At 35.6% G+C, this 20876-nt stretch carries 26 protein-coding genes; 22 read left to right on the forward strand and 4 right to left on the reverse strand.

Features of this window, described 5'->3' with window-relative positions; translation table 11 throughout:
* Positions 1 to 106: 106 nt before the first annotated feature.
* From SB773_RS22755 to SB773_RS22770, 4 genes are all read left to right on the forward strand, one after another.
* Positions 107 to 388, forward strand: a complete 282-nt coding sequence (locus SB773_RS22755; protein ID WP_000733852.1) for a YkvA family protein — start codon at positions 107 to 109, stop codon at positions 386 to 388.
* Positions 389 to 399: 11 nt separating this feature from the next.
* Entirely contained in the window at positions 400 to 1005 is a 606-nt protein-coding gene (locus tag SB773_RS22760) for a DedA family protein (protein WP_016119643.1), read from the forward strand.
* Between the two features lie 110 nt (positions 1006 to 1115).
* Entirely contained in the window at positions 1116 to 1484 is a 369-nt protein-coding gene (locus tag SB773_RS22765) for a DUF3992 domain-containing protein (RefSeq protein ID WP_002087413.1), read from the forward strand.
* Between the two features lie 20 nt (positions 1485 to 1504).
* Complete coding sequence (locus SB773_RS22770; protein ID WP_000525803.1) at positions 1505 to 1849, forward strand: DUF3992 domain-containing protein; 345 nt, start codon at positions 1505 to 1507, stop codon at positions 1847 to 1849.
* A 60-nt stretch (positions 1850 to 1909) separates the two neighbouring features.
* On the opposite strand, the gene SB773_RS22775 is transcribed toward SB773_RS22770, so the two are convergent.
* Complete coding sequence (locus tag SB773_RS22775) at positions 1910 to 2317, reverse strand: S-Ena type endospore appendage (protein WP_410592385.1); 408 nt, start codon at positions 2315 to 2317, stop codon at positions 1910 to 1912.
* Between SB773_RS22775 and SB773_RS22780 the strand changes: the two genes are divergently transcribed.
* The 3 genes from SB773_RS22780 (at position 2205) to SB773_RS22790 (ending at position 5433) form a co-directional block, all read left to right on the forward strand.
* Positions 2205 to 2435: a hypothetical protein gene (locus SB773_RS22780; RefSeq protein WP_410592307.1), complete on the forward strand. Its 231-nt coding sequence runs from the start codon at positions 2205 to 2207 to the stop codon at positions 2433 to 2435. The two genes, SB773_RS22775 and SB773_RS22780, sit on opposite strands and share 113 nt — an antisense overlap.
* Positions 2436 to 2686: 251 nt before the next feature.
* Entirely contained in the window at positions 2687 to 5149 is a 2463-nt protein-coding gene (locus SB773_RS22785; RefSeq protein ID WP_410592309.1) for a LamG-like jellyroll fold domain-containing protein, read from the forward strand.
* Positions 5150 to 5229: 80 nt separating this feature from the next.
* Positions 5230 to 5433 (forward strand): hypothetical protein, encoded by a 204-nt coding sequence (locus SB773_RS22790; RefSeq protein ID WP_000391506.1) that lies wholly within the window; start codon positions 5230 to 5232, stop codon positions 5431 to 5433.
* Positions 5434 to 5577: 144 nt separating this feature from the next.
* Here SB773_RS22790 and bcaP read toward each other — a convergent pair whose 3' ends face one another.
* The gene (gene bcaP / locus SB773_RS22795) at positions 5578 to 6981 is read right to left on the reverse strand and encodes a branched-chain amino acid transporter BcaP (RefSeq protein WP_410592311.1); all 1404 of its coding nucleotides are present in this window, start codon (positions 6979 to 6981) and stop codon (positions 5578 to 5580) included.
* A 362-nt stretch (positions 6982 to 7343) separates the two neighbouring features.
* On the opposite strand from bcaP, the gene SB773_RS22800 reads away from it, so the two are divergent.
* The 10 genes from SB773_RS22800 to SB773_RS22845 all read left to right on the forward strand — a co-directional run bounded on the left by SB773_RS22800 (position 7344) and on the right by SB773_RS22845 (position 15875).
* Positions 7344 to 8471, forward strand: coding sequence for a cation:proton antiporter (locus tag SB773_RS22800; protein ID WP_002010790.1), 1128 nt, complete (start codon positions 7344 to 7346; stop codon positions 8469 to 8471).
* A gap of 124 nt (positions 8472 to 8595) precedes the next feature.
* A complete protein-coding gene (locus SB773_RS22805; RefSeq protein ID WP_000704964.1) occupies positions 8596 to 8925 on the forward strand; it encodes a hypothetical protein in 330 nt (109 codons plus the stop codon).
* A gap of 17 nt (positions 8926 to 8942) precedes the next feature.
* Positions 8943 to 9806, forward strand: a complete 864-nt coding sequence (locus SB773_RS22810; protein ID WP_410592314.1) for a MurR/RpiR family transcriptional regulator — start codon at positions 8943 to 8945, stop codon at positions 9804 to 9806.
* Positions 9807 to 9961: 155 nt separating this feature from the next.
* Positions 9962 to 10846: an N-acetylmuramic acid 6-phosphate etherase gene (gene murQ / locus SB773_RS22815; protein ID WP_410592316.1), complete on the forward strand. Its 885-nt coding sequence runs from the start codon at positions 9962 to 9964 to the stop codon at positions 10844 to 10846.
* Between the two features lie 23 nt (positions 10847 to 10869).
* Positions 10870 to 12234 carry a PTS transporter subunit EIIC gene (locus SB773_RS22820; RefSeq protein ID WP_002029962.1) on the forward strand — a complete coding sequence of 455 codons (1365 nt, stop codon included), beginning with the start codon at positions 10870 to 10872 and terminating at the stop codon, positions 12232 to 12234.
* A 51-nt stretch (positions 12235 to 12285) separates the two neighbouring features.
* Positions 12286 to 13344 (forward strand): DUF871 domain-containing protein, encoded by a 1059-nt coding sequence (locus SB773_RS22825; RefSeq protein ID WP_410592319.1) that lies wholly within the window; start codon positions 12286 to 12288, stop codon positions 13342 to 13344.
* 168 nt (positions 13345 to 13512) lie between these two features.
* Entirely contained in the window at positions 13513 to 13917 is a 405-nt protein-coding gene (locus SB773_RS22830; RefSeq protein ID WP_001077751.1) for a DoxX family protein, read from the forward strand.
* Positions 13918 to 14099: 182 nt separating this feature from the next.
* Entirely contained in the window at positions 14100 to 14900 is an 801-nt protein-coding gene (locus SB773_RS22835; protein ID WP_410592321.1) for an MBL fold metallo-hydrolase, read from the forward strand.
* Positions 14900 to 15304 (forward strand): nuclear transport factor 2 family protein, encoded by a 405-nt coding sequence (locus tag SB773_RS22840; RefSeq protein ID WP_410592323.1) that lies wholly within the window; start codon positions 14900 to 14902, stop codon positions 15302 to 15304. The genes SB773_RS22835 and SB773_RS22840 overlap by 1 nt, the downstream gene beginning before the upstream one ends.
* 88 nt (positions 15305 to 15392) lie before the next feature.
* Positions 15393 to 15875, forward strand: a complete 483-nt coding sequence (locus tag SB773_RS22845; protein ID WP_002125464.1) for a PRK06770 family protein — start codon at positions 15393 to 15395, stop codon at positions 15873 to 15875.
* Positions 15876 to 15908: 33 nt separating this feature from the next.
* Here the strand turns inward: SB773_RS22845 and SB773_RS22850 are convergent, their stop codons facing one another.
* The gene (locus SB773_RS22850; protein ID WP_410592328.1) at positions 15909 to 16820 is read right to left on the reverse strand and encodes a DMT family transporter; all 912 of its coding nucleotides are present in this window, start codon (positions 16818 to 16820) and stop codon (positions 15909 to 15911) included.
* Between the two features lie 205 nt (positions 16821 to 17025).
* On the opposite strand from SB773_RS22850, the gene SB773_RS22855 reads away from it, so the two are divergent.
* Both SB773_RS22855 and SB773_RS22860 read left to right on the forward strand, forming a co-directional pair.
* Positions 17026 to 17520 carry an Lrp/AsnC family transcriptional regulator gene (locus SB773_RS22855; RefSeq protein ID WP_002029975.1) on the forward strand — a complete coding sequence of 165 codons (495 nt, stop codon included), beginning with the start codon at positions 17026 to 17028 and terminating at the stop codon, positions 17518 to 17520.
* A 289-nt stretch (positions 17521 to 17809) separates the two neighbouring features.
* Complete coding sequence (locus SB773_RS22860) at positions 17810 to 18265, forward strand: N-acetyltransferase (RefSeq protein WP_002166324.1); 456 nt, start codon at positions 17810 to 17812, stop codon at positions 18263 to 18265.
* Positions 18266 to 18343: 78 nt separating this feature from the next.
* Here SB773_RS22860 and SB773_RS22865 read toward each other — a convergent pair whose 3' ends face one another.
* Positions 18344 to 19114 (reverse strand): SDR family NAD(P)-dependent oxidoreductase, encoded by a 771-nt coding sequence (locus SB773_RS22865; RefSeq protein ID WP_002186662.1) that lies wholly within the window; start codon positions 19112 to 19114, stop codon positions 18344 to 18346.
* Positions 19115 to 19254: 140 nt separating this feature from the next.
* Between SB773_RS22865 and SB773_RS22870 the strand changes: the two genes are divergently transcribed.
* The 3 genes from SB773_RS22870 to SB773_RS22880 all read left to right on the forward strand — a co-directional run bounded on the left by SB773_RS22870 (position 19255) and on the right by SB773_RS22880 (position 20780).
* Positions 19255 to 19614, forward strand: coding sequence for a MerR family transcriptional regulator (locus SB773_RS22870; protein ID WP_410592332.1), 360 nt, complete (start codon positions 19255 to 19257; stop codon positions 19612 to 19614).
* Between the two features lie 492 nt (positions 19615 to 20106).
* Complete coding sequence (locus SB773_RS22875; RefSeq protein WP_002010813.1) at positions 20107 to 20463, forward strand: DMT family transporter; 357 nt, start codon at positions 20107 to 20109, stop codon at positions 20461 to 20463.
* A gap of 2 nt (positions 20464 to 20465) precedes the next feature.
* The gene (locus tag SB773_RS22880; protein WP_000539672.1) at positions 20466 to 20780 is read left to right on the forward strand and encodes a DMT family transporter; all 315 of its coding nucleotides are present in this window, start codon (positions 20466 to 20468) and stop codon (positions 20778 to 20780) included.
* Positions 20781 to 20876 lie beyond the last annotated feature (96 nt).

Genomic DNA, 20876 nt, shown 5'->3' on the forward strand with positions numbered 1-20876 from the left:
GTTAGTGAGACCTTTACCAGCAATGGTAAAGGCCCCTTATTGTCTTTTTAGGACCCTTACCATATTTGGTAGGGTCCTTTTTGTATACAAAGAGAGGAGATAGAAAATGAAAAAACTTATTAGTAGATTAAGAGTTGTATTTCATGTCCGCCGATTTGTTCCATTTTTATTTGACTTTTTCACTTCAAAAGAGGTTTCAATAAAGAAGAAAATCTTATCTGTTGCTTTTTTAGTTGGTTACGTTGCGATGCCGCTCGATTTAATTCCAGACTTCTTACCGTTTATCGGTATTTTAGATGATATTGGAATTGTGTTATTTATTTTAAATCGAATTGTAAAAATGGCGCCAGTACAATTGCAAGAAAAGCATAATGTAAATGTAGGATAGGGGCTAAAAGTATGGAGCAAATTATTTTAGATATAATCGAGTTTTTAAAGCAGTTTTCTTATTTTGGAGTTGTGTTAGCTTTAACTTTTGAGTTTATTCCAGCAGAGGTAGTTTTGCCTATGGTTGGATATTGGGTATACGAGGGTGATATGAATTTTTGGCTAGCTGTATTAGCTGGAACACTAGGGGGAACGACAGGACCATTAACGTTATACGCACTCGGTTATTACGGTGGTCGTCCTCTATTAATAAAATACGGGAAATACTTCTTTATTAAAGAAGAACAAATTCAAAAAGCAGATGATTTCTTTGAGAAATATGGGCCGGTTGTAGCATTTTTAGGACGCTTCATCCCGGGAGTTCGAACGCTTATTTCCGTTCCATGTGGTATGGCGAAAATGAACATATGGAAATTTAGCATATATACATTTGTAGCAATGTTCCCGTTAACGACTTTGTATATTTATTTTGGAATGAAATTAGGTCCGCATTGGGAAAAAGCAGCGGGTGTTGTTGGACAATATATGCTACCGATATTAGCGGTCGTTCTTATTATTGTAGGTGGTATTTTAATCTATAAATTTATGAAAAAACGAAACAAAACTGAATCTATTTAGTTAGTAGCACTAAGGTGTGATTATTTTTTGGAAATGGATGAATAGTACAGGCAAAAGACTCTGAGGGACATACACATATAGGGAATATAAAAGAGAGAGGGGAAACAACTATGTCTTGTGAGTGCTCAGGGTCAGCATTAACTTGCTGTCCAGATAAAAATTATGTGCAAGATAAAGTGTGTAGTCCGTGGTCTGCTACTGTAGTTGCAACAGCAATTGATAATGTTCTTTATACAAATAATATTAACCAAAATGTAGTTGGTACTGGTTTTGTTAAATATGATGTTGGTCCAGGTCCAATTACTGTAGAAGCGCTTGATTCTGCTGGGGCTACAATTGATACACAAACATTAAACCCAGGAACGAGTATCGCTTTTACGTATCGCCGCTTTGCTAGCATACAAGTTGTGTTACCTGCAACACCTGGTGGAACGTATCAGGGAGAATTTTGTATTACAACACGTTATCCACTTTCATAGTAGAATAGGAGAGGATCGAAATGGGAATGAGAAGTTCCGGTTTGTCTTGTTGTTCTAATAAAACACTTGTGCAAGATCAAGTATGTACAGACTGGTCTATTACAGGTGCTGGTACTCAAATTGTATATACGAATAATATTACACAAGAAGTATATGGTTCAGGTTATGTGAAATATGATGTAGGCGCGAATCCCATTACAGTTGATTTTTTAGTCGGTGCTACAGTAGTTGATACAATTACTGTACAACCACAAAGTAGTGGTACTTTCACTGTACGATATTTTACTACTGTCCGAATTACTACGACAGGAACAACTGTTAATCAAGGCGAGTTTTGTATTACAGTACGTTATCCAATTTCATAAAAAAAGCATACCGTAAATGGTATGCTTTTTTAAAATTGAGGAAGTAATAAAATTGATATTCTATAAGCAACATGTAAATTGGCAACAGTACTTGCCTTCTAAATATAGTGAAGGATTATTTTGTATATTAATAATACTAACGGATTTTAAATCTTTACCTGTGTAAGATATTGTATTGCCAGGAAACACAGTGAAAATATTGGTTACTGCTCCAATGATTTGAATTGTAATTGCTTCAGTGCTGCTAGTACTATTGTAAACCGAGACAGTACCTGATATAAGCAGTATCCCATCACTTTTCCACAGTATCATCGTTTGTGGTGCATCTTTAGTAGGGAGAATTGTTTCATTAGTTATGAGGAAGTTTCCAGCAAATTCATTTGTTACTAGTTCACAACTTGGATTTGGCGGAGAGATTGGTGGACAAGGGTTTGGGCAAATAATAGATAAGGGAGCGAAACAGCCGATATTTTTTTTGTTTTTCAACACAACCCCTCCTTTTAAATATTTCTTTACTACTATTAAATGTAGAAGCATGGCCGATGTGTTAAGAAAAGGAAAAAAATTAAAAATTAAGATTGTCTAATAGGCTTAAAACGTATATTGATTTTTATTATATAGAAAATATTATATGTAAATAGACGTGGGAAAAGAATGATCATACTCTTTTAGACAAAATGTGGTTGTTTACAATAATACAAGTAATGTTGGAGTTAATGATTAATTAACTGTATATTTACAAAAATCTAATAAAATTAATTTGTCATTTAAACGGAGTTAATATGTTTTCGTTACAATAACCCTTGTAATTAATCAATTATTATGAGGAGGATTCACGTGGAAAGAACTGCTTTACGAAAAGTAAAAGGCCTTATTGGATTATTGATGGTTGTTGTATTAGCGTTTGTATCATTTCCGTGGAGTACATCAGTCAAAGCGGAAGAGAAAAAACAAGAAAAGGCTCCGAGTGAGAAGAAGCTAGTTTTTCCAGTTGTAAGTGATGTGCATATTAAAGATAGTGGAACAGATGATACGTTCCGCTGGAAAAGAGCGATTGAGCAATTTAATACACTTGCACCAAAGCAAGATGCGTTTGTCATTGTAGGTGATTTTACTGATTCGGGTTCAGTAAAGCAATATGATCGTTTCATGCAAGTGTATAACGAAAATGCAAATAAAGATGCGGTACGAATGAACTCTCTAGGTAATCATGATTATTGGAACGGCTTATCTGTAGAGGGAGCACAGAAGCGTTTCTTAGAAAAGACAGGAATGGAATCGGTTTATTATCATAAGGTGGTAAAAGGGTATCATTTCCTTGTTATGTCTCCAGAGGATGGGACAACACATGGCTATTATTCGGACAAGCAAATTAGTTGGTTAAAAGAAGAAATGGCAAAGGCACAAAAAGATGATCCAGAAAAACCGATTTTTGTGTTTTTACATCAACATATTAAAGATACAGTGTACGGTAGCCAAGAATGGGGAACGAAAGATAGTGCGAAAATTAATGCGGTATTAAAAGAATACCCACAAGTAATTACGTTTTCAGGTCATTCACATTATCCGTTAGATGATCCAAGATCGATTCATCAAAAAGATTTTACGTCTGTTGGAACATCTTCTGTAAGCTATATGGAAGTTGAAGGCGGTAAAGTACAAGGGAATATCCCGCCAGGAGCTAGTACATTAAGCCAAGGTTTATTGGTAGAGGTAGATGACAAAGAGGTAACAATTAATCGCCGTGATTTCCATACAAACTCTTGGACAGGTGAACCTTGGAAAATTAAATTACCATCAAAGAAAGAAACATTTACTCATGTAGAAGATCGTGATAAAGAAAAACCATACTTTGCAAAAGATGCAAAGCTTGCTGTATCAAATGTAACAGAAAATGCAGCAACAGTAACATTCCAGCAAGCGTTGGACAACCTTCTTGTTCACTCTTATCGTGTACAAGCTAGAGATAAGCAAACTGGAGAAATAAAGAATAAATTGTTAGCATTCTCAGAGTTTTATCGAGATCCAGTGCCGAAAGAACTGACATTTACACTTGCAGGACTAGATGGCGGGAAAACATATACACTTGAAGTTGTTGCGATTGATTCATTCGGCAATGAAAGTGTACAACCATTAACGGCAGAAATTACTACGAAAAAAGATAATATTGACCCGAATGTGAAAGTACCAAAGGCAGATGTTTTTGATGTAAACTTTGCAGATGGTACATTTAAAGACAGTTCATCATTTGGTACAAAAGGTGATGTTAAGGGCAATGTGACTATTGAATATGATAAAGCATTGAAAAAGAATGTTATGAAGTTAAACGGAAAAGCAAATACATTTGGATACCTTCCATTTTCAGCAGCACAAAAAGAAAAAGTAGCAAATTCATTTACGTTAGAAACTGTATTTTCAATGAATGAAATTCGTGGACAAGGTATTTTGCAAAATACAGAGAGCGGTGGAATTGGTTTTGAGTCTACAGGAAGTGGCTATGTAGAATTATGGGCTCATATTGGTGGAAGCTATAAACGTGTGGGTGTTCAATTAGAAGCAAACAAAACGTATCATTTAACAGGAACATATAACGGCAGTGAAGTAGCAATTTATGTAGATGGTAAAAAAGTAAATAGTCAGCCGGCTCAAGGGAAAGTATATCACCCGAACGTACCATTCGCACTTGGTGCAGATCCTGATAGCAACGGAAATGGCGGTATTCCGTTAAATGGACAAATTGCATTAGCAAAATTATATAGTAAAGCATTAAGTTCTTCAGAAGTAGTAGCGGCATATAACGAGTTTTCTACTCGTACAAAATTAGAGCAAGTAAATACGTTATATGAAGAAATCGGAAAAGTGAAAGAAGTATTGGCAGGTACTTATGAATTTGGTGAAAAACCAGGTCAGTATTCACAAGCAGCTTTTAACGAATTACAAAGAAGCTATGACAATGCAAAGAAAGTGTTTGAGAATATAGCGAGTACAGGAGAACAAATTGTTCAAACGTATAATGAATTAAAAGCAGCAAACCAAACATTTGTCCAATCAAAGGTAGCAGAAGAACAGCCAAAAACACCGAAAGAAAAATTACAAGTGAATATTGAATCTGCAAAAGCTTTAGTAAAGAAAGCGCAAGATGGAAATGTAACAGACGGTTCTGTTAAATCATTAAGTCAAAAAATCACAGTTGCAGAAGCTGTGTTAAAAGATAAAAATGTAAAAGATGAGTATGTGGAATCAATGAATCGTACGCTAGAGCACGCTATTTCACTTGTTGAAAAAAGCATCAACAAATAAGGTATAAGAAAAAGAAGCTTATCATGATAGGCTTTTTTTTTGTTATACTAAAAGTAGTATAGAAAAAGGGAGCGAATAATTTGGAAGAGAAAAAGCTAAAAAGAATTCTTGAATATGTATGGATCGCCGTTGTGCTCCTTGTAGGATATTATTTATTAAAAGATAAAAGTATATGGATTCTATTTTTAATGACATTTTTATTAGCGGGATTAGGAACGCTATTTATTAACTTTTTCTTTGATAGTGTAAACGCGTGGAGAAAGAAAAAGAAAGAGACGAAGTAAGGGAGAATAAAGTGAAACTTTAATCAGTGGGAGTCTTACTGCCCGGCAAATAGCGGGATAAATATACAAAAGTTGATCGGTATATTTTTCGTTTTACAATCGTTAATGAAAATAGCTCGCCTTTATTATAGGCGAGCTATTTTTTTATACTTCTTTTTTCTCATCATTTGTTTTTTTAGTAGCTAAATGACTATGTTTTCTAGAGTAGAAGAAGTATACGCATAAACCGACTATAAGCCAAAATGAAAAGCTGATCCATGTCGTTTTGGACAAATTAGTCATTAAATATAAACAACAAAGAATAGCGACAACCGGTAATGCAGGTACGAGTGGTGTGCGGAAGCCTCGTTTTAAATCAGGATGAGTTTTCCGTAAAATAAGTACAGCAAAGCAAACGAATGTGAAGGCTGTTAACGTACCGATGTTTACTAAATTCGCTAGTAAATGTAGGTCTAAAAGTCCTGCTAATAAAGCTGCAAATACTCCAGTAATCCATGTGTTTAATAAAGGGATTTTTACTTTTTTATTTACGCGTGATAAAGCTTTTGGGAGTAAGCCGTCTCGGCTCATTGCATAAGAAACACGAACTTGTCCATACATAACGACTAAAAGAACGGTTGTCATTCCTGTCATCGCACCAACTGCAAGTAGCCCCGCAATAGTATCTTCACCAACGAAATGTAGTGCAAATGCAACTGGATCAGAAACGTCTAATTGCGTATAAGGAACCATGCCTGTTAAAACGAAAGATACGATCATGTATAAAACTGTACAAATAAGAAGGGAACCGATAATACCAATTGGTAAATCACGCTGCGGTTTTTTCGTTTCCTCTGCCGCGGTTGCGATTGCATCAAAACCTAAAAAGGCGAAGAAGACAGTGGCAGCTCCGGTAATAATACCGTCGTACCCGAATGGAATGAACGGTGTCCAATTTTCAGGCTTTACATATTTTGCACCTGCTACGATAAAGGCGATAATAACTGCTAATTTTATAAGGACCATAATATTATTAATGCGTGCGCTTTCGCGTATACCAAAACTTAAAAGCCCAATAATGAGAAGTAAAATACAAACAGCTGGTAAATCAATGAGACCACCTTTTCCTGTACCAGGGGCCGAGGCTATTATGGCGGGCAGATGGATGTTAAATCCTTGTAGTAAAGATTGTAAATAACCAGACCAACCGACAGCTACTGCGGCGACGGCAAGTAAATATTCGAGCATTAAACACCAACCAACGATAAAGGCGACAACTTCTCCGACAGTCATGTATGCATAAGTGTAAACACTGCCTGAGACTGGTATAGAAGACGCGAATTCAGCATAACAAAAGGCTACACAAGCACAAGTAAATGCAGCAATAAGGAATGATAACATAATACCAGGGCCAGAATGTTTTGCCGCTACGATACCTGTTAATACAAAAATCCCTGTCCCAATTACGGCGCCGATTCCTAAAAATGTTAAATCGAGTGCCGTTAATGTTCTATCTAGCTGTCGTGGTGATTCAGTACTAAGCGCTTTTTTTCGTAATAATGACTTCACTTTGGACTCTCCTCCCGTTTTTCATCTCCATAACTGCGAATAGTGTGAATCCATTGGAAAAGAGTACGTAAGTGAATAAAGGTACAGTTATGGTATGTAGTTTTTTGAAATTTCTGGATTAATTTTATTATAATTCAGAATATTTTGTCAAATAAAATATGACAAATAAAATGCGAATGAATAGGGGAAACTACTTGCAGGAATGGACGAGGGTTAACAGAGTGACAAAACCACTCATTAAAGTTTCACTTTATCCCGCATTAACTGCCCGTAAATGCCCGATTGGTTTAACTAATAATCAGTGAGGATGGGGAAATTCCCCACTGATTAAAGTTTCACTTTATAAAGTAGGAGAAGATGTTATGTTATTTTATTTTGAACTTGTCGTCATTTTACTTTGTACGAAATTAGCTGGTGATATTAGCGTAAGACTCGGCCAGCCCTCTGTACTTGGTAAATTAATCGTTGGTATTATTATCGGTCCTGCTGTGCTAGGTATTATTAATAGTTCAGAACTTATTGATGAGCTTAGCGAAATCGGTGTTTTGCTACTTATGTTTATGGCAGGACTCGAAACTGATTTAGAAGAGTTAAATCGTAATTTAAAATCTGCATTCGCAGTAGCGATGGGAGGAATTATTTTCCCATTCCTTGGTGGGTATTTAGCAGGGCTTGCTTTTGGAATGTTACAGTCGCATGCGATCTTTTTAGGGTTATTACTTTGTGCCACATCGGTTAGTATTTCTGTTCAAACGCTAAGAGATTTAGGGAAAATGAATACGAGAGAAAGTACGACGATTTTAGGTGCAGCTGTATTTGATGATGTAATTGTCGTTATTTTATTAGCGTTTGTCATGAGTTTTTTAGGCACACAAGATGTAAATGTAACGCTAGTCATTGCAAAGAAAATCATCTTTTTTGTAAGTATTGTTTTCATCGCTTGGAAAGTTGTTCCGTGGATTATGAAAATGCTCGTACCACTTCGCGTAACAGAAGCGTTAATTAGTGCTGCACTTATTATTTGTTTCTCTTTTTCGTATTACAGTGAAATGATGGGAATCGCAGGTATTATTGGGGCATTTGCAGCAGGAATTGCGATTTCGCAAACAGAGTATAAGCATGAAGTGGAACATAAAATTGAACCGATTGCTTACGCGATATTCGTACCGGTTTTCTTCGTAAGTATTGGAATGGAAATTACATTTCAAGGTATTGGAAGCCAACTTTGGTTCATTATCATTATGACGCTCATCGCAATTTTCACAAAGTTAATCGGATCAGGTTTAGGAGCAAGATTAACAGGGTTTAACTTACAATCTTCTATTAGTATTGGTGCGGGAATGGTGTCGCGCGGGGAAGTAGCGCTTATCATTGCAGCAAATGGACTTGCGGCGAATTTGTTAGCGAAAGAAAATTTCACAGCGATTGTCATTGTTGTTATATTGACGACAATTATTACGCCGCCGCTTTTGAAGAAGTATTTTGTATAGAGAGGAAGGGCTTATCTGATGTAGGTAAGCTCTTTTTTTATTGCAAAATGCAGTGGTCATGTAGCATGAATGGATTGTAATTATGATAAAATCTATGTATGTGATATGACAAGGAGAGGGAAGTGTGAAGATTACAAAGGGGAAAGTTATAGGTGTAATCATACTTATTGCACTATGTATACCATTTACTGCATGGAAAGAGTCAAAAGTAAAAAATTTTCCAGTTTCTATTTTTTCTTCCTATGTAGAAGACGAAAATCCGAAAGACTATAAGTACACTGCTTTTGTACCTGACTTTGCAATTTGGATACATGGATGGGAAAAACAGCGATCTGAAGGTGAAATAACGTCATATAAAAAAGGGGATCGAACTGTAATTGTTCACCATCCACCTGGCAATGATGGTTTTTATCTATATGATACAAATGATATTAGAGAATATACGCAACCATAAGAAGTGGAGGTTAAATAGTGAAAGCTTCAACATTACTATTTAAAATTGAAAGTAATATGGATCAATTTTCACCAGCCGAAAAGAAGGTTGCCATGTACATAGTGGAGAATGCAGAAATTGTTCCGAACTTAACGACGAAAGAAGTGTCAACGAATGCAGGCGCAAGTGAGGCAAGTGTTGTTCGCTTTTGTAAGTCGATTGGGATTGGGAGCTTTAAATCATTTAAAATCGCGCTCGTTCGTGAATTAACGATTGCTGATTATAATATTAATGATTTTTCAGTGATGAATACGGAAGATGGACCGTACGACTTGTTTAATAAAGTTACATATGTGAATAAAGCTGCAATTGAGGCGAGCATCACGGCGATAGATAAGAAGGAACTTGAGAGAGCTGCAGATCGTATTGTAAATGCGGATAAAGTTATATTTTACGGAGTAGGTGGTTCAGCTACTCCAGCGATGGACGGGGCTTATAAATTTACACGACTCGGATTTACAGCGATGATGCTATCTGATTTTCATATGATGTTACCGCTTGTGACGAATTTAAAAGAAGATGATATATTTGTTGCGATTTCAACTTCTGGTCGTACGAAAGATGTACTTGAAATGGCGCAATATGCGAAGAAGCGAGGAGCTACAGTTATTGCGATTACAAAGCTAGATCAATCATCTCCTTTATATAAAGCGGCAGATATTCGCCTTTGTATGCCAGATGTAGAGCAGGACCATCGCATTGCGAGTATTGCTTCGAGAATGACGCAACTGAATATGATTGATGCTTTATATGTGATTACTTTCAATCGAATTGGTAATAAAGTATTAGATCAATTTATGGAGACGAGAGAAGAAGCATTACGGTTACGGAAATTGAAGTAGAAGAAAAGATGGGGAGACTCATCTTTTTTATTATCTTTGACACAAATATGTCATGTTGTGAAATTTTATTTCATAAAATAAGAAAGAGTTATTGATTTTTAGTTTCTTGAAGTTATAATAAAAGTGTGAAATATAATTTCGAAGAGGGTGGCAATATGTTAGAGAATTTATCGACAGAACACCGTAATGAGAAAACGATGAATCTAGATGAGATGAGTATAAAAGAAGTTTTACAAAGTATGAATGAAGAAGATCGAACTGTTGCGTTAGCAGTTGAAAATGAAATAGAAGAAATTGAAAAGGTTGTACAAATTGTTACTAAGTCTTTTGAAGAAGAAGGCCGTTTAATTTATATTGGGGCTGGTACGAGTGGCCGTTTAGGCATTTTAGACGCAGTAGAATGTCCCCCGACATTTGGAACAGATGATAAAATGGTTCAAGGATTTATAGCAGGTGGATTGAAAGCGTTTACTAAGGCGGTGGAAGGTGCCGAAGATCGTGAAGAGTTAGCAAAAGAAGATTTAAAAAGTATTGGATTAAACGAGAAAGATACGGTTATTGGAATTGCAGCAAGTGGTAGAACACCCTATGTAATTGGCGGATTGAAATATGCAAGTAGCGTGGGAGCAAGTACAGCTAGTATTTCCTGTAATAAAAATGCTGAAATAAGTAAATACGCAAAACTAAATGTGGAAGTGGAAACAGGCGCAGAAATATTAACAGGCTCAACACGGTTGAAGGCTGGCACAGCGCAAAAGTTAGTACTCAATATGATTTCTACAGCGTCTATGATTGGTGTAGGGAAAGTATATAAAAACTTAATGGTAGATGTTCAATCTACAAATGAAAAATTGGTAGAACGCTCAAAACGAATTATTGTTGAAGCGACAGGCGCTAGTTATGAAGTAGCTACAGAGTGTTATGAGAAAGCAGATCGAAATGTGAAAGCTGCAATCGTTATGATATTACTACAGTGTGAATATGGGGAAGCACTAGAAAAATTAAAAAGTGCGAAAGGATTTGTGAAGAAAGCACTTTAAACTTTGGGGAGGGGGATTCTATTATGAAGAAAGAAGAGAGAATGGCCAAAGAGATTTCAGAGCAACTTGGGGGAGTAAAAAATATTCGTGGCATTGCTCATTGTATGACGAGACTGCGATTAACGCTTCATGATGAAAGTAAAGTGAATATGGACCTTTTGAAAAAGGTTGAAGGGGTTATGGGCGTTATTGAAGATGAGACGCTTCAAGTTGTTGTTGGACCAGGGACAGTAAATAAAGTAGCAGCTGAGATGGAAGGTTTAACGGGACTGCGAATTGGTGAGGTGGCAGATCACCACCTTGAAGATCTTGGGCAAGAGATGAAGTCAGAGATTAAGAAGAAAAATAATACACCAGTGAAAAACTTTTTAAGAAAAATAGGAAGTATTTTCATTCCGCTAATTCCGGGGCTTGTTGCGTCAGGAATTATAAATGGTGTTGCTAACTTTGCGAAAAACGCAGGTGCTGACCCGAATGCAACGTGGCTACAAATGCTACTACTCATTGGCGGCGGTATCTTTACATTCTTAGGAATTTTAGTCGGTTGGAATACAGCGAAAGAATTTGGCGGGACACCAGTTCTTGGGGCAATTGCAGGTATTTTAATTTTCAACCCAGCGATGGCGAACGTAAAATTATTTGGTGAAGCGCTCGTACCTGGACGGGGCGGATTATTTGCAGTTATTTTTGCAGCATGGCTTATGGTTGTAGTTGAGAGACGAGTGCGAAAAGCTGTGCCAAATGCAGTTGATATTATTGTGACACCACTCATTACTGTATTAGCTGTAAGTATAGTAACGATGTTAGCGATTCAGCCAGTAGCAGGCTTCTTATCAGATGGTATTACAAGCGGTATTAATGCAATTTTAAATGTTGGCGGAGCATTTGCTGGAGCTGTGCTTGCCGGAACATTTTTACCTCTCGTAATGGTCGGATTACATCACGGTTTAACACCGATTCATATGGAATTTATTAATCAAACGCACGTAACGCCTTTATTACCAGTATTAGCAATGGCTGGCGCTGGGCAAGTAGGAGCAGCAATTGCGATTTATGTGAAAACAAAAAATAAACGCCTTCGTAATGTGATTAAAGGTGGATTACCAGTAGGATTTTTAGGAATTGGCGAACCGCTATTATACGGGGTTACATTGCCACTTGGGAAACCGTTTATTACTGCTTGTTTAGGAGCGGCTGTCGGTGGTGCATTCCAAGCTGTTATGAAAACGGCTTCACTCGGAATAGGTGTATCAGGATTATCATTAATTCCGTTAATTGCTGATAATAAATATTTATTATATTTCCTTGGATTAGTAGTTGCATATACTTTTGGATTCATCTTTACGTACTTCTTCGGCTTTAAAGAAGAAATGGCAGAAAACATATAGAGAAAGGGATTCCTTTCTCTTTTTTTTATATTAATAGAAGGAGAGATTTATATGATAGGAGTTTCAATTTATCTTTCAAAAGAGCGAGTAGAGAAACAAGAAGCATGGTTAAAACTAGCGAAAGAAAACGGATTTTCATCTATTTTTACATCTCTTCACATTCCAGAAGATGATCCGAATACGTATAAGGAGTTAATTCAAATACTTGGGAAACAAGCTCTCGAAAATGAAATGGAATTAATGGTTGATGTCTCTCCAAAATCGTTAAACCATTTAGGGATGACGTATGAAAATGTGGAAGAGTTATTAGACTTTGGCATTACTGGTTTACGAATGGATTACGGTATTACGCCAAAAGAAATCGCACGTGTATCTCATAAGATGAAGGTAGCTTTAAATGCGAGTACGATTACAGAATCATTTTGGAAAGAGTTACTTGCGGAAAATATACGAATAGATCGAGTAGAAGCGTGGCATAATTTTTATCCGCGTCCAGAAACAGGACTAGCCAAATCATTCTTGCAAAAACAAAATAAATATTTACATGAGTGCGGAATAAAAACGATGGCGTTTATTCCGGGAGATGGTGAAAAACGCGGTCCGTTATATGAGGGTTTACCAACTTTAGAAAAGCACCGCTATATGCGGCCACTTGAAGCGTATTTAGAACTTGTTCAAGAGTGTGACATTGATAAAGTGTTAATTGGAGACATAAGTGGGAGCCTAGAAAGTGTACAAGAAATCTCGAGTGCGAGTGGTGGGATTATTCCGGTGCGGTATCAATCGTTTATAAATGATAGCGACACAGTGCAACTGATAGAACGAGTGCATACGAACCGGCTTGATCCGGCTCGTGACGTAATTCGCTCTGTAGAATCAAGAGAAGAAAATAAAGTTGCATTACAACCGATAAATACAATTTCAAGAAAACGAGGCAGTATTACAATTGATAATGAATTGTACGGTAGATATGCTGGTGAAATGCAAATAGTTATAAATGATTTACCTGAAGATAGGAAAGTGAATGTTGTTGGAATGGTGATGAAAGAAGATGTGTCTTTATTGTCTTATATAGGTGCTGGGAAAAATTTTCAACTTTTTTCTAAGTAATAGAGCGAAAGCTTGAATTAGCACTATTTTATAAAAAACATTATCTGCAAAAAGGATAATGTTTTTTGGTTTCTTTAAAAAAGTATTTGACGAATGAAAAGAAATACCGTATTGTTTTGTCTTGTGAATAAATGTTCACCATAACAAAACAGAAAAGGAGAGTTCAGAATGAATCAATATATTGGTAATTTAATTATTCGTATCGTATTAGGAGTTACTTTTTTTGCACACGGTTTAGCAAAGTTTCAATCAGGTATCGATAACGTAGCAGGATGGTTTACAAGCATCGGTTTACCAGGTGGTCTTGCATACGGCGTAGCAACAGTTGAATTAGTAGGTGGTATATTATTAATTATCGGTTTAGGCGTGAGGTATGTAGGATTGTTATTCGCTCTTATTTTGGCTGGAGCTATCGTAAAGGTAAATGGAGCAGCAGGCTTATTAGGAGATGGAAAGAATCCGGGATATGAATTAGATCTTGCATTATTATCAATGGGTGCGTATTTATTCGTTGTAAAAGCAGAAGGATATGTAGATCGTTTCTTAAAAGAGAAAGTAATGAAAACGAAGTAAATTTCACTTTTAAAGTGTTGACTTGACGACTTGATGTAACTATAATGATTACATCAAGTCGATTAGTAATGAAATGATTCATATATTTTTTTATTCTAGTTGTAACTAAAATAGTTACAACTAGAATAAAGCTTAAAGAATAAAGGAATATAAAAGAGTAAATAAAAAGTGGAGGAAATAACATGTCAAAATTACATTTAGAGGTTTTTACAGGATCTGAGCAAGCATTTCAAGTTACATCCACAATTGTATACGGAGAAAAAGATGCAATTCTTATCGATGCACAATTTTTATTAAGTGATGCGCACCGTTTAGCAGCTCAAATTATTGAAACAGGAAAGAATTTAACTCATATTTATGTGACTCATTTCCATCCAGATCACTATTTTGGATTAAATGTATTACATGAAGCATTTCCAGAAGCGAAGATTGTTGCATTACGGAATACTGTTGAAGATATTCGTAACACATTTGAGAAGAAAGTGGAACAGTGGAAACCATCTATTGGGCATAATGTTCCTCATCAACCAATTGTTCCAGAGGAATTAACAGAAGAGAAATTGATTTTAGAGGGAAATGATTTAATCATTAAAGGTGGTTTGCAAGGTGATACACCGAATAATAGTTATGTATGGATTCCATCATTAAAAGCCGTTGTTACAGGCGATATCGTTTATAACAATACTTTCGTATGGACGTTAGAAACAGATGCTGAAGCTCGTCATAAATGGTTAGAAACATTAAGTGAACTTGAAAATCTTCATCCTGAAATTGTTGTAGCGGGTCATCGTGATTATGACGTACCAAATACAGCAGACGCGATTAAACATACTCGTAAATATTTAGTTGCATTTGATGAAGTTCTTGCAGGAAATCCTTCAAGTGAAGAAATTCAAACGGCAATAAAGGAACGATTCCCGCGCGTTAAAGCGTTAGAAATTGGACTTGTTTTAGCCGCAAACGCGTTTGGGGTGAAAAAATAATGAAGCAAAAAACAAATTTAGAAATTGTTCGAAGCACATATGAAGGACCATCTTCTTCAAATGCAAAACATTTAGCGGAAGCTCTCTCTGAAAAAGTAGAGTGGACAGAGGCAGCAGGTTTTCCGTACGGCGGAACGTATATAGGTACAGAAGCTATAATGGAAAATGTATTTAGTCGTTTAGGATCAGAATGGGATGATTATAAAGCGAGTGTAAAGACGTACCATGAAGTAAACGGAAAAGATGTGATTATTGCTGAAGGTGTTTATTCAGGAGTTTATAAAGAGACGGGAAAATCATTTGAGGCGGAATTTGTTCATGTATGGCAGCTTGAAAATGGAAAAATCGTGAAATTTAAGCAATATGTGGACAGTTACATTGTACGAGAAGCGATGAAGGCTTAAAATAAAATAAGGAAACAAATGGAATCGACTATGTGCAGGCGATTCCATTTGTTTATGTAATTATTAGGGGGAATGGGGAGTACATAATATGAAAAAATGGATAATAGGGGCAATTACAATGATTGTAATTGCGATAGGAGCTGTATTCGGTGTTACTAAACTTCTTAATTATATAGAGGAAGAGGAGAAGAGTCTTAAAACACAAAAAGTGATGAGCCAACAGGACAAGAAAGTTGCGGAAGAGAAGCCACAATTTAGTGAAGATGAAATTATTTCTACAATGCATAGGATGGTACATCAAAAAGTGAAATCATCTGATAAATGGGGATTTATCGAAATGACAAATAAGGAAATTCGTAGTGCGAAGAACGCAGTAGAAAGCAGTACAAATTTTAAATATAAAGCAAAGCTACTTTCTACTTTGGAGCGTTGGGAGAAAGGAGACTTTTCACAAACGGTTGAGGATCATAACTTTTTGTGGGAAATTCAAGGTGGTGATACCGGAAAGGCAACAGAACGTTTATCGCCAGAAGAAGAAAAGCAGTATGTGAAAGAAATGAAAGGTAAATAAAAACATCGCCACTCTGGTGGCGATGCTTTTTCATTAAGAATGCTTTCGTACTAAAGCTCTAGTCGTCTGAGGAAAAACAGTTTTAAAATGAGAGAATAAATAGCACCCTGTAACGACGATAATTGTCCCGAAAATTTGAATCCATGTTAGTTCTTCTCCAAGGAAAATAAATGCTAAAATAGCTGTGAAAATTGGATTGAAATTTAGAAAAATCCCCGATGTAGTAGCGCCTAATTTCTGTACACCAATATTCCAAAACACCATACAAAGTACCGTTGAAATGAGTCCTGTATATAAAAGTGATGTAATGAAAGAAGAATTAATATTGGAAACAGTGAAGCTTCCTATGTTAAATGGTAGTAATAAAATAACGCCGAAAATACCAGAATATAATGTTGCCATGAGTGGTGTAGTTGTTTTTGTAGCCCATTTACTACAAACAGAATAGATTCCCCAAATACAAACAGCCGCAATCATCCATAAATCTCCGCTATTAAAATGTAGTGAAAATAAAAGAGCAAAATTTCCTTTTAAAAGGACGAGCATAACCCCGAAAAATGAAAGAATCATAGAAAGAATTTGAAGTGTATTTACTTTTTCTTTTAGAAATAGCACAGAAAATAATGCAATTGAAATAGCGTTCAATGTAGAAATAAGACCTACATTCGTTGCGGATGTTTTTTCTAGTGCTAAAAATTGAAAAATGTTAAAAAGAACGACTCCTGAAATTCCCATAAGTATTAACGGAAGTATTGCAGAGCGTGGTGGAATGATTTTCTTCTCTTTAAACCATACCATTGGTAATAAACAAATGATCGCAATTAGCCATCTTAAACTTGTCAGTGTCATCGGAGATGCATGATCGACGAGTGATTTCCCAACGACGAAATTTCCTCCCCATAATAAGCTTGTTAATAATAGTAAAAAGACATAAAAATAAGGCATGCTAAAAACCCCTTTGTTGAAATAAGAATGAACTGTAAATAATTTTAGCATTTTTCTTTATTATCTAATATATTCTTTTGTATAATGGTAAAAACTCGATAAAATGTTTCGTTAGAAATCTTATTTGCAGAAAAACATTCAGTTTTATATAAGTTATGAGATGTTTCTTCGAATAATCGTCGGTAAGAAAAAAGGGGGAATTTTGATGGAGTCATCTGTTATTAAAGTGCTTGATGATTTGGATGTGAAAATTTTAGATATATTGCAGAAAGAATCACAAGTAAGTAATGCAGAACTAGCACGCCGCGTTAATTTATCACCAGCTGCTATGCATGCAAGAATAAAAAGATTAGACGGGGAAGGATTCATTGATAAGCAAGTAGCAATTTTAAATCAAGAAAAGCTTGGATTTGATTTATTATGTTTCATTTTTATGAGCACGAATATTCATCAGTATGAAAAGCTTGAAGTGTTAGAACGAGAATTAGAATCTATGCCTGAAGTGTTAGAATGTCACTGTTTAACAGGAGAGTATGATTATTTATTAAAAGTTGCGAATCGTGATCGTAAGGAACTGGAGCATTTTATTAGGAAACTAAATAAATTAGGGATTACACGTATACAGACGAGTTTAGCACTTCGTGAAATTAAATATTCGACGGTATTGCCGATACGAAATGAGGAATCAAGCATCGATTAAGTTGCTTGGTTTTTTGTTTATGTAAAGTGAAACTTTAATCAGTGGGGGTTTTGTTCATCCACCACTGATTATTAGTTGAACCAATCGGGCGTTTAGGGGCAGTGGATCTCCCACCTACCTTCTTTGCTTCAGCCGAATTTTGAGGTGGGAGTCTTACTGCCGGTTAATGCGGGATAAAATTCAGAAAAGTGATTGACGGAGAGAAAAGAGAGATGTATTATTATATGAAATTATGAATTAAAATTCATATAATGTTATAAATATTAACACTGGGGCAAGGGGATATAATATGAAAATCTTTAATGCGGTTACAAGTGATGTGAAAGAAATTTATAATCTCATTGAAATGTATGCAAAAGAAGGAGTTGTTTTGCCGCGTTCTCTTTTGTCTCTCTATCAATATTTACAATGTTTATATGTTATGAAAGAAGGAGAGGAAGTCGTTGGAGTTGCTGGTTTACATGTGTTAGGAGAGGATCTTGCAGAAGTACGATCGTTAGTAGTTTCGCATACATATGCAGGAAAAGGGATAGGGCGTATGCTCGTGAGTCATGTGATGGAGGAAGCGACGAAAATAAATGTAAAAAGAGTGATTTCTTTAACGTATGAAACAGTATTTTTTCAAAAGTGTGGATTTGATTTTGTAAATAAAGAATTGCTGCCAGAGAAAGTATGGGTTGATTGTAGACATTGTCCAAAAGTCAATTATTGTGATGAAGTGGCGATGATACGGTATGTTGGGTGAAATTTTTAGAGAGAAAAAAGGCCCACTATTATTTAAGAAATAGTGGGTATCTATATTTTAATTAGAAATGAGATGTTGTTAAGAATTTGAATTCGTTTGTCTTACTGCAAAATTAAAAATGGGATTTTTAAGCTCATAGTTATAAGTAGAACCATCGACAAGTCCTACAACTTTATCGCTATCATAAAGGTCGAGCATAAATTGTGCCATTTGTTTTGCAGTGTGGAATTTCGGTACAACATTATCGTATTGGAACTCATCAATATTAAATGAACGTTTCGCAAATTCTGTTTCAGTTGCACCAGGAGCTAAAACTTTTGCTTGTAGTTTTGCACCTTGTTCTTTCAGTTCGTGAGATAATCCTTCTGTAAATGCACTTACATAAAATTTCGTAGCGCAATACGTAACAGCATTGGCAACAATCGTGTATCCACCGCCTGATGAAACGTTAATAAGCTGTGTTCCTTCGGTCATTGAATAATCTCGAACGAAAAGGGAAGATAGTATTGTTAGTGCTTCTATATTTACATGCAACATCGTTTCTATCTTGTTTAAATTTTGTTCAGCAATTGAGGCGAAATTACCAAAACCTGCGTTGTTAATCCACGTTTCAATTTGAAAACTTTGTAGACTTTCATAAAATTTATAAACTTCTTCAGTGACTGATAAATCAGTTCTTCGAATGACAACATCCAATTCCGGATGCATTTCGTTAATTTTCAATTTTAATTCTTCTAATTCTGCTTGTCTTCGAGCTACAAGTATTAAGTTTTTTCCGCGAGATGCAAAGGCTAAAGCGGATTCATAGCCAATTCCTGAACTAGCACCAGTAATAACAGTATATTTCATATAAAAGCCTCCTAAATTCAAATTAATTCATCATGGTTAGATTGTATTTGTTAGAGTATACTCTAAGTCAAATGTTTTTTATAATTTGGATAAGGCAGTAAAATATATGAGAGTAAATGGCGTGCGGAGGGAGTATGGTTATGTACACAATTAGCGAGGTAGCTAAATTATTAGGAGTGAGCACACATACATTACGTTATTATGAAAAGGAGAACATATTAATTGCAAATCGCGATGCAAATGGGAATAGATTGTATGAAGAGTCACATATAAAGTGGTTGCAGTTTGTAATGAAGTTAAAACAAACACAAATGCCGATAGCGAAAATAAGAGAATATGCTAGATTATATTTAGAAGGAGAGCATACAACCGAAGCTCGTTTAAAACTGTTAGAAAATCATAAAAAATCTATTCGAACTCAAAGAGAAAACTTAGAAATTACAGAGAAGATGCTCGAAAATAAAATTATTGCATACAAAGACTCGTTGAAAAGTAAATAGCGTACAAAATATTTCGTTCTTTGTTGCATGTTGAAAAGGGAGTACAGGTCTTTGTTTTGGAATTTATCTATGAGTATTTTATTATAATGTGCCGATAAATTAAAAAAGAGCAGTTAGCTAAAAGCAACTGCTCGATTCAAAGGGATCTCCAAGGGGGGAATGGAGAAAATATTATGTTACTACCATTATTGACAGATTATTAAGAAATATTCATGTGGATTTAAGAAATTTAAAATATTTTTTGGTTAATAGAATCCGGGTGTTGACACTTTATCAATTGGTCATGTAGAATGTTTATGAATGACATTCAGTCATTTTTTCTGTGAAAGGGTGTAGATAAGCAACTTTTATATGTAGTTAGCTTAATAACGGAGCAAATATAAGGATAAATGAGGATGATATTGGTTTTTTAAATAGTAGTTAGAGTGAGGTTATATTTTTTAAATTAAAAATGACTGACGGTCAGTCAGTAAATAATAGAAGGTGAGAGATATGAAAAATAAAGCTTGGTTATATGTCATATTAACATGTATTTTTGAAGTCTTTTGGGTGTTTGGTTTTAATACAGCTCATACTTGGTGGCATTGGGTCATTATTGTAGGAGTTATCGCTGTTGATTTTTACTTCCTATCGAAAGCGTGCGAACATCTTGCAACAGGGACTGTATATGCTGTGTTTGCCGGAGCTGGTACGGTAGGTACTTTCCTAATGGATGTATTCCTTTTCGGCGGCAGTTTCAGTGTAGGAAAACTATTCTTTATCGTGATGGTCGTAGCGGGCGTTATCGGTTTAAAATTGGCTGATAATAAAGAAGAAACCGCGGAAGAAACTATGGAAGGAGCTGCTTAAAAATGGGTTGGTTTTTCGTATTTTGTGCTGCAATTAGTGAAATAGTCGGTGTGATAGGCCTTAAAATGTATAGTAAAGATAAGACGTTAGCAAATGGAGCGATTTATATAGGTGGATTTGCAACTTCCTTTGCATTCTTATACACATCTTTCTTGTTCTTACAAGTAAGTGTAGCTTATGCGGTTTGGATTGGCATTGGAACAGCAGGAGCTGTTTTATTAAATATGTTTCTGTTTGGTGAATCGAAAAGTAAGGCACGTTTGATTAGTGTAGCTCTTATCGTATGTGGAGTTACGGGGTTAAAAGCTCTTTCATAAGAAAAGGATATTAAAGTTAAATCTCCTAACGATTTGTTGGGAGATTTTTATTATGAAAAGTGCACGATGATTGACAGTACAGCTAGTTATTTTATA

The sequence above is a fragment of the Bacillus sp. SIMBA_074 genome (genome assembly GCF_046534555.1).
Classification (GTDB): domain Bacteria; phylum Bacillota; class Bacilli; order Bacillales; family Bacillaceae_G; genus Bacillus_A; species Bacillus_A mycoides.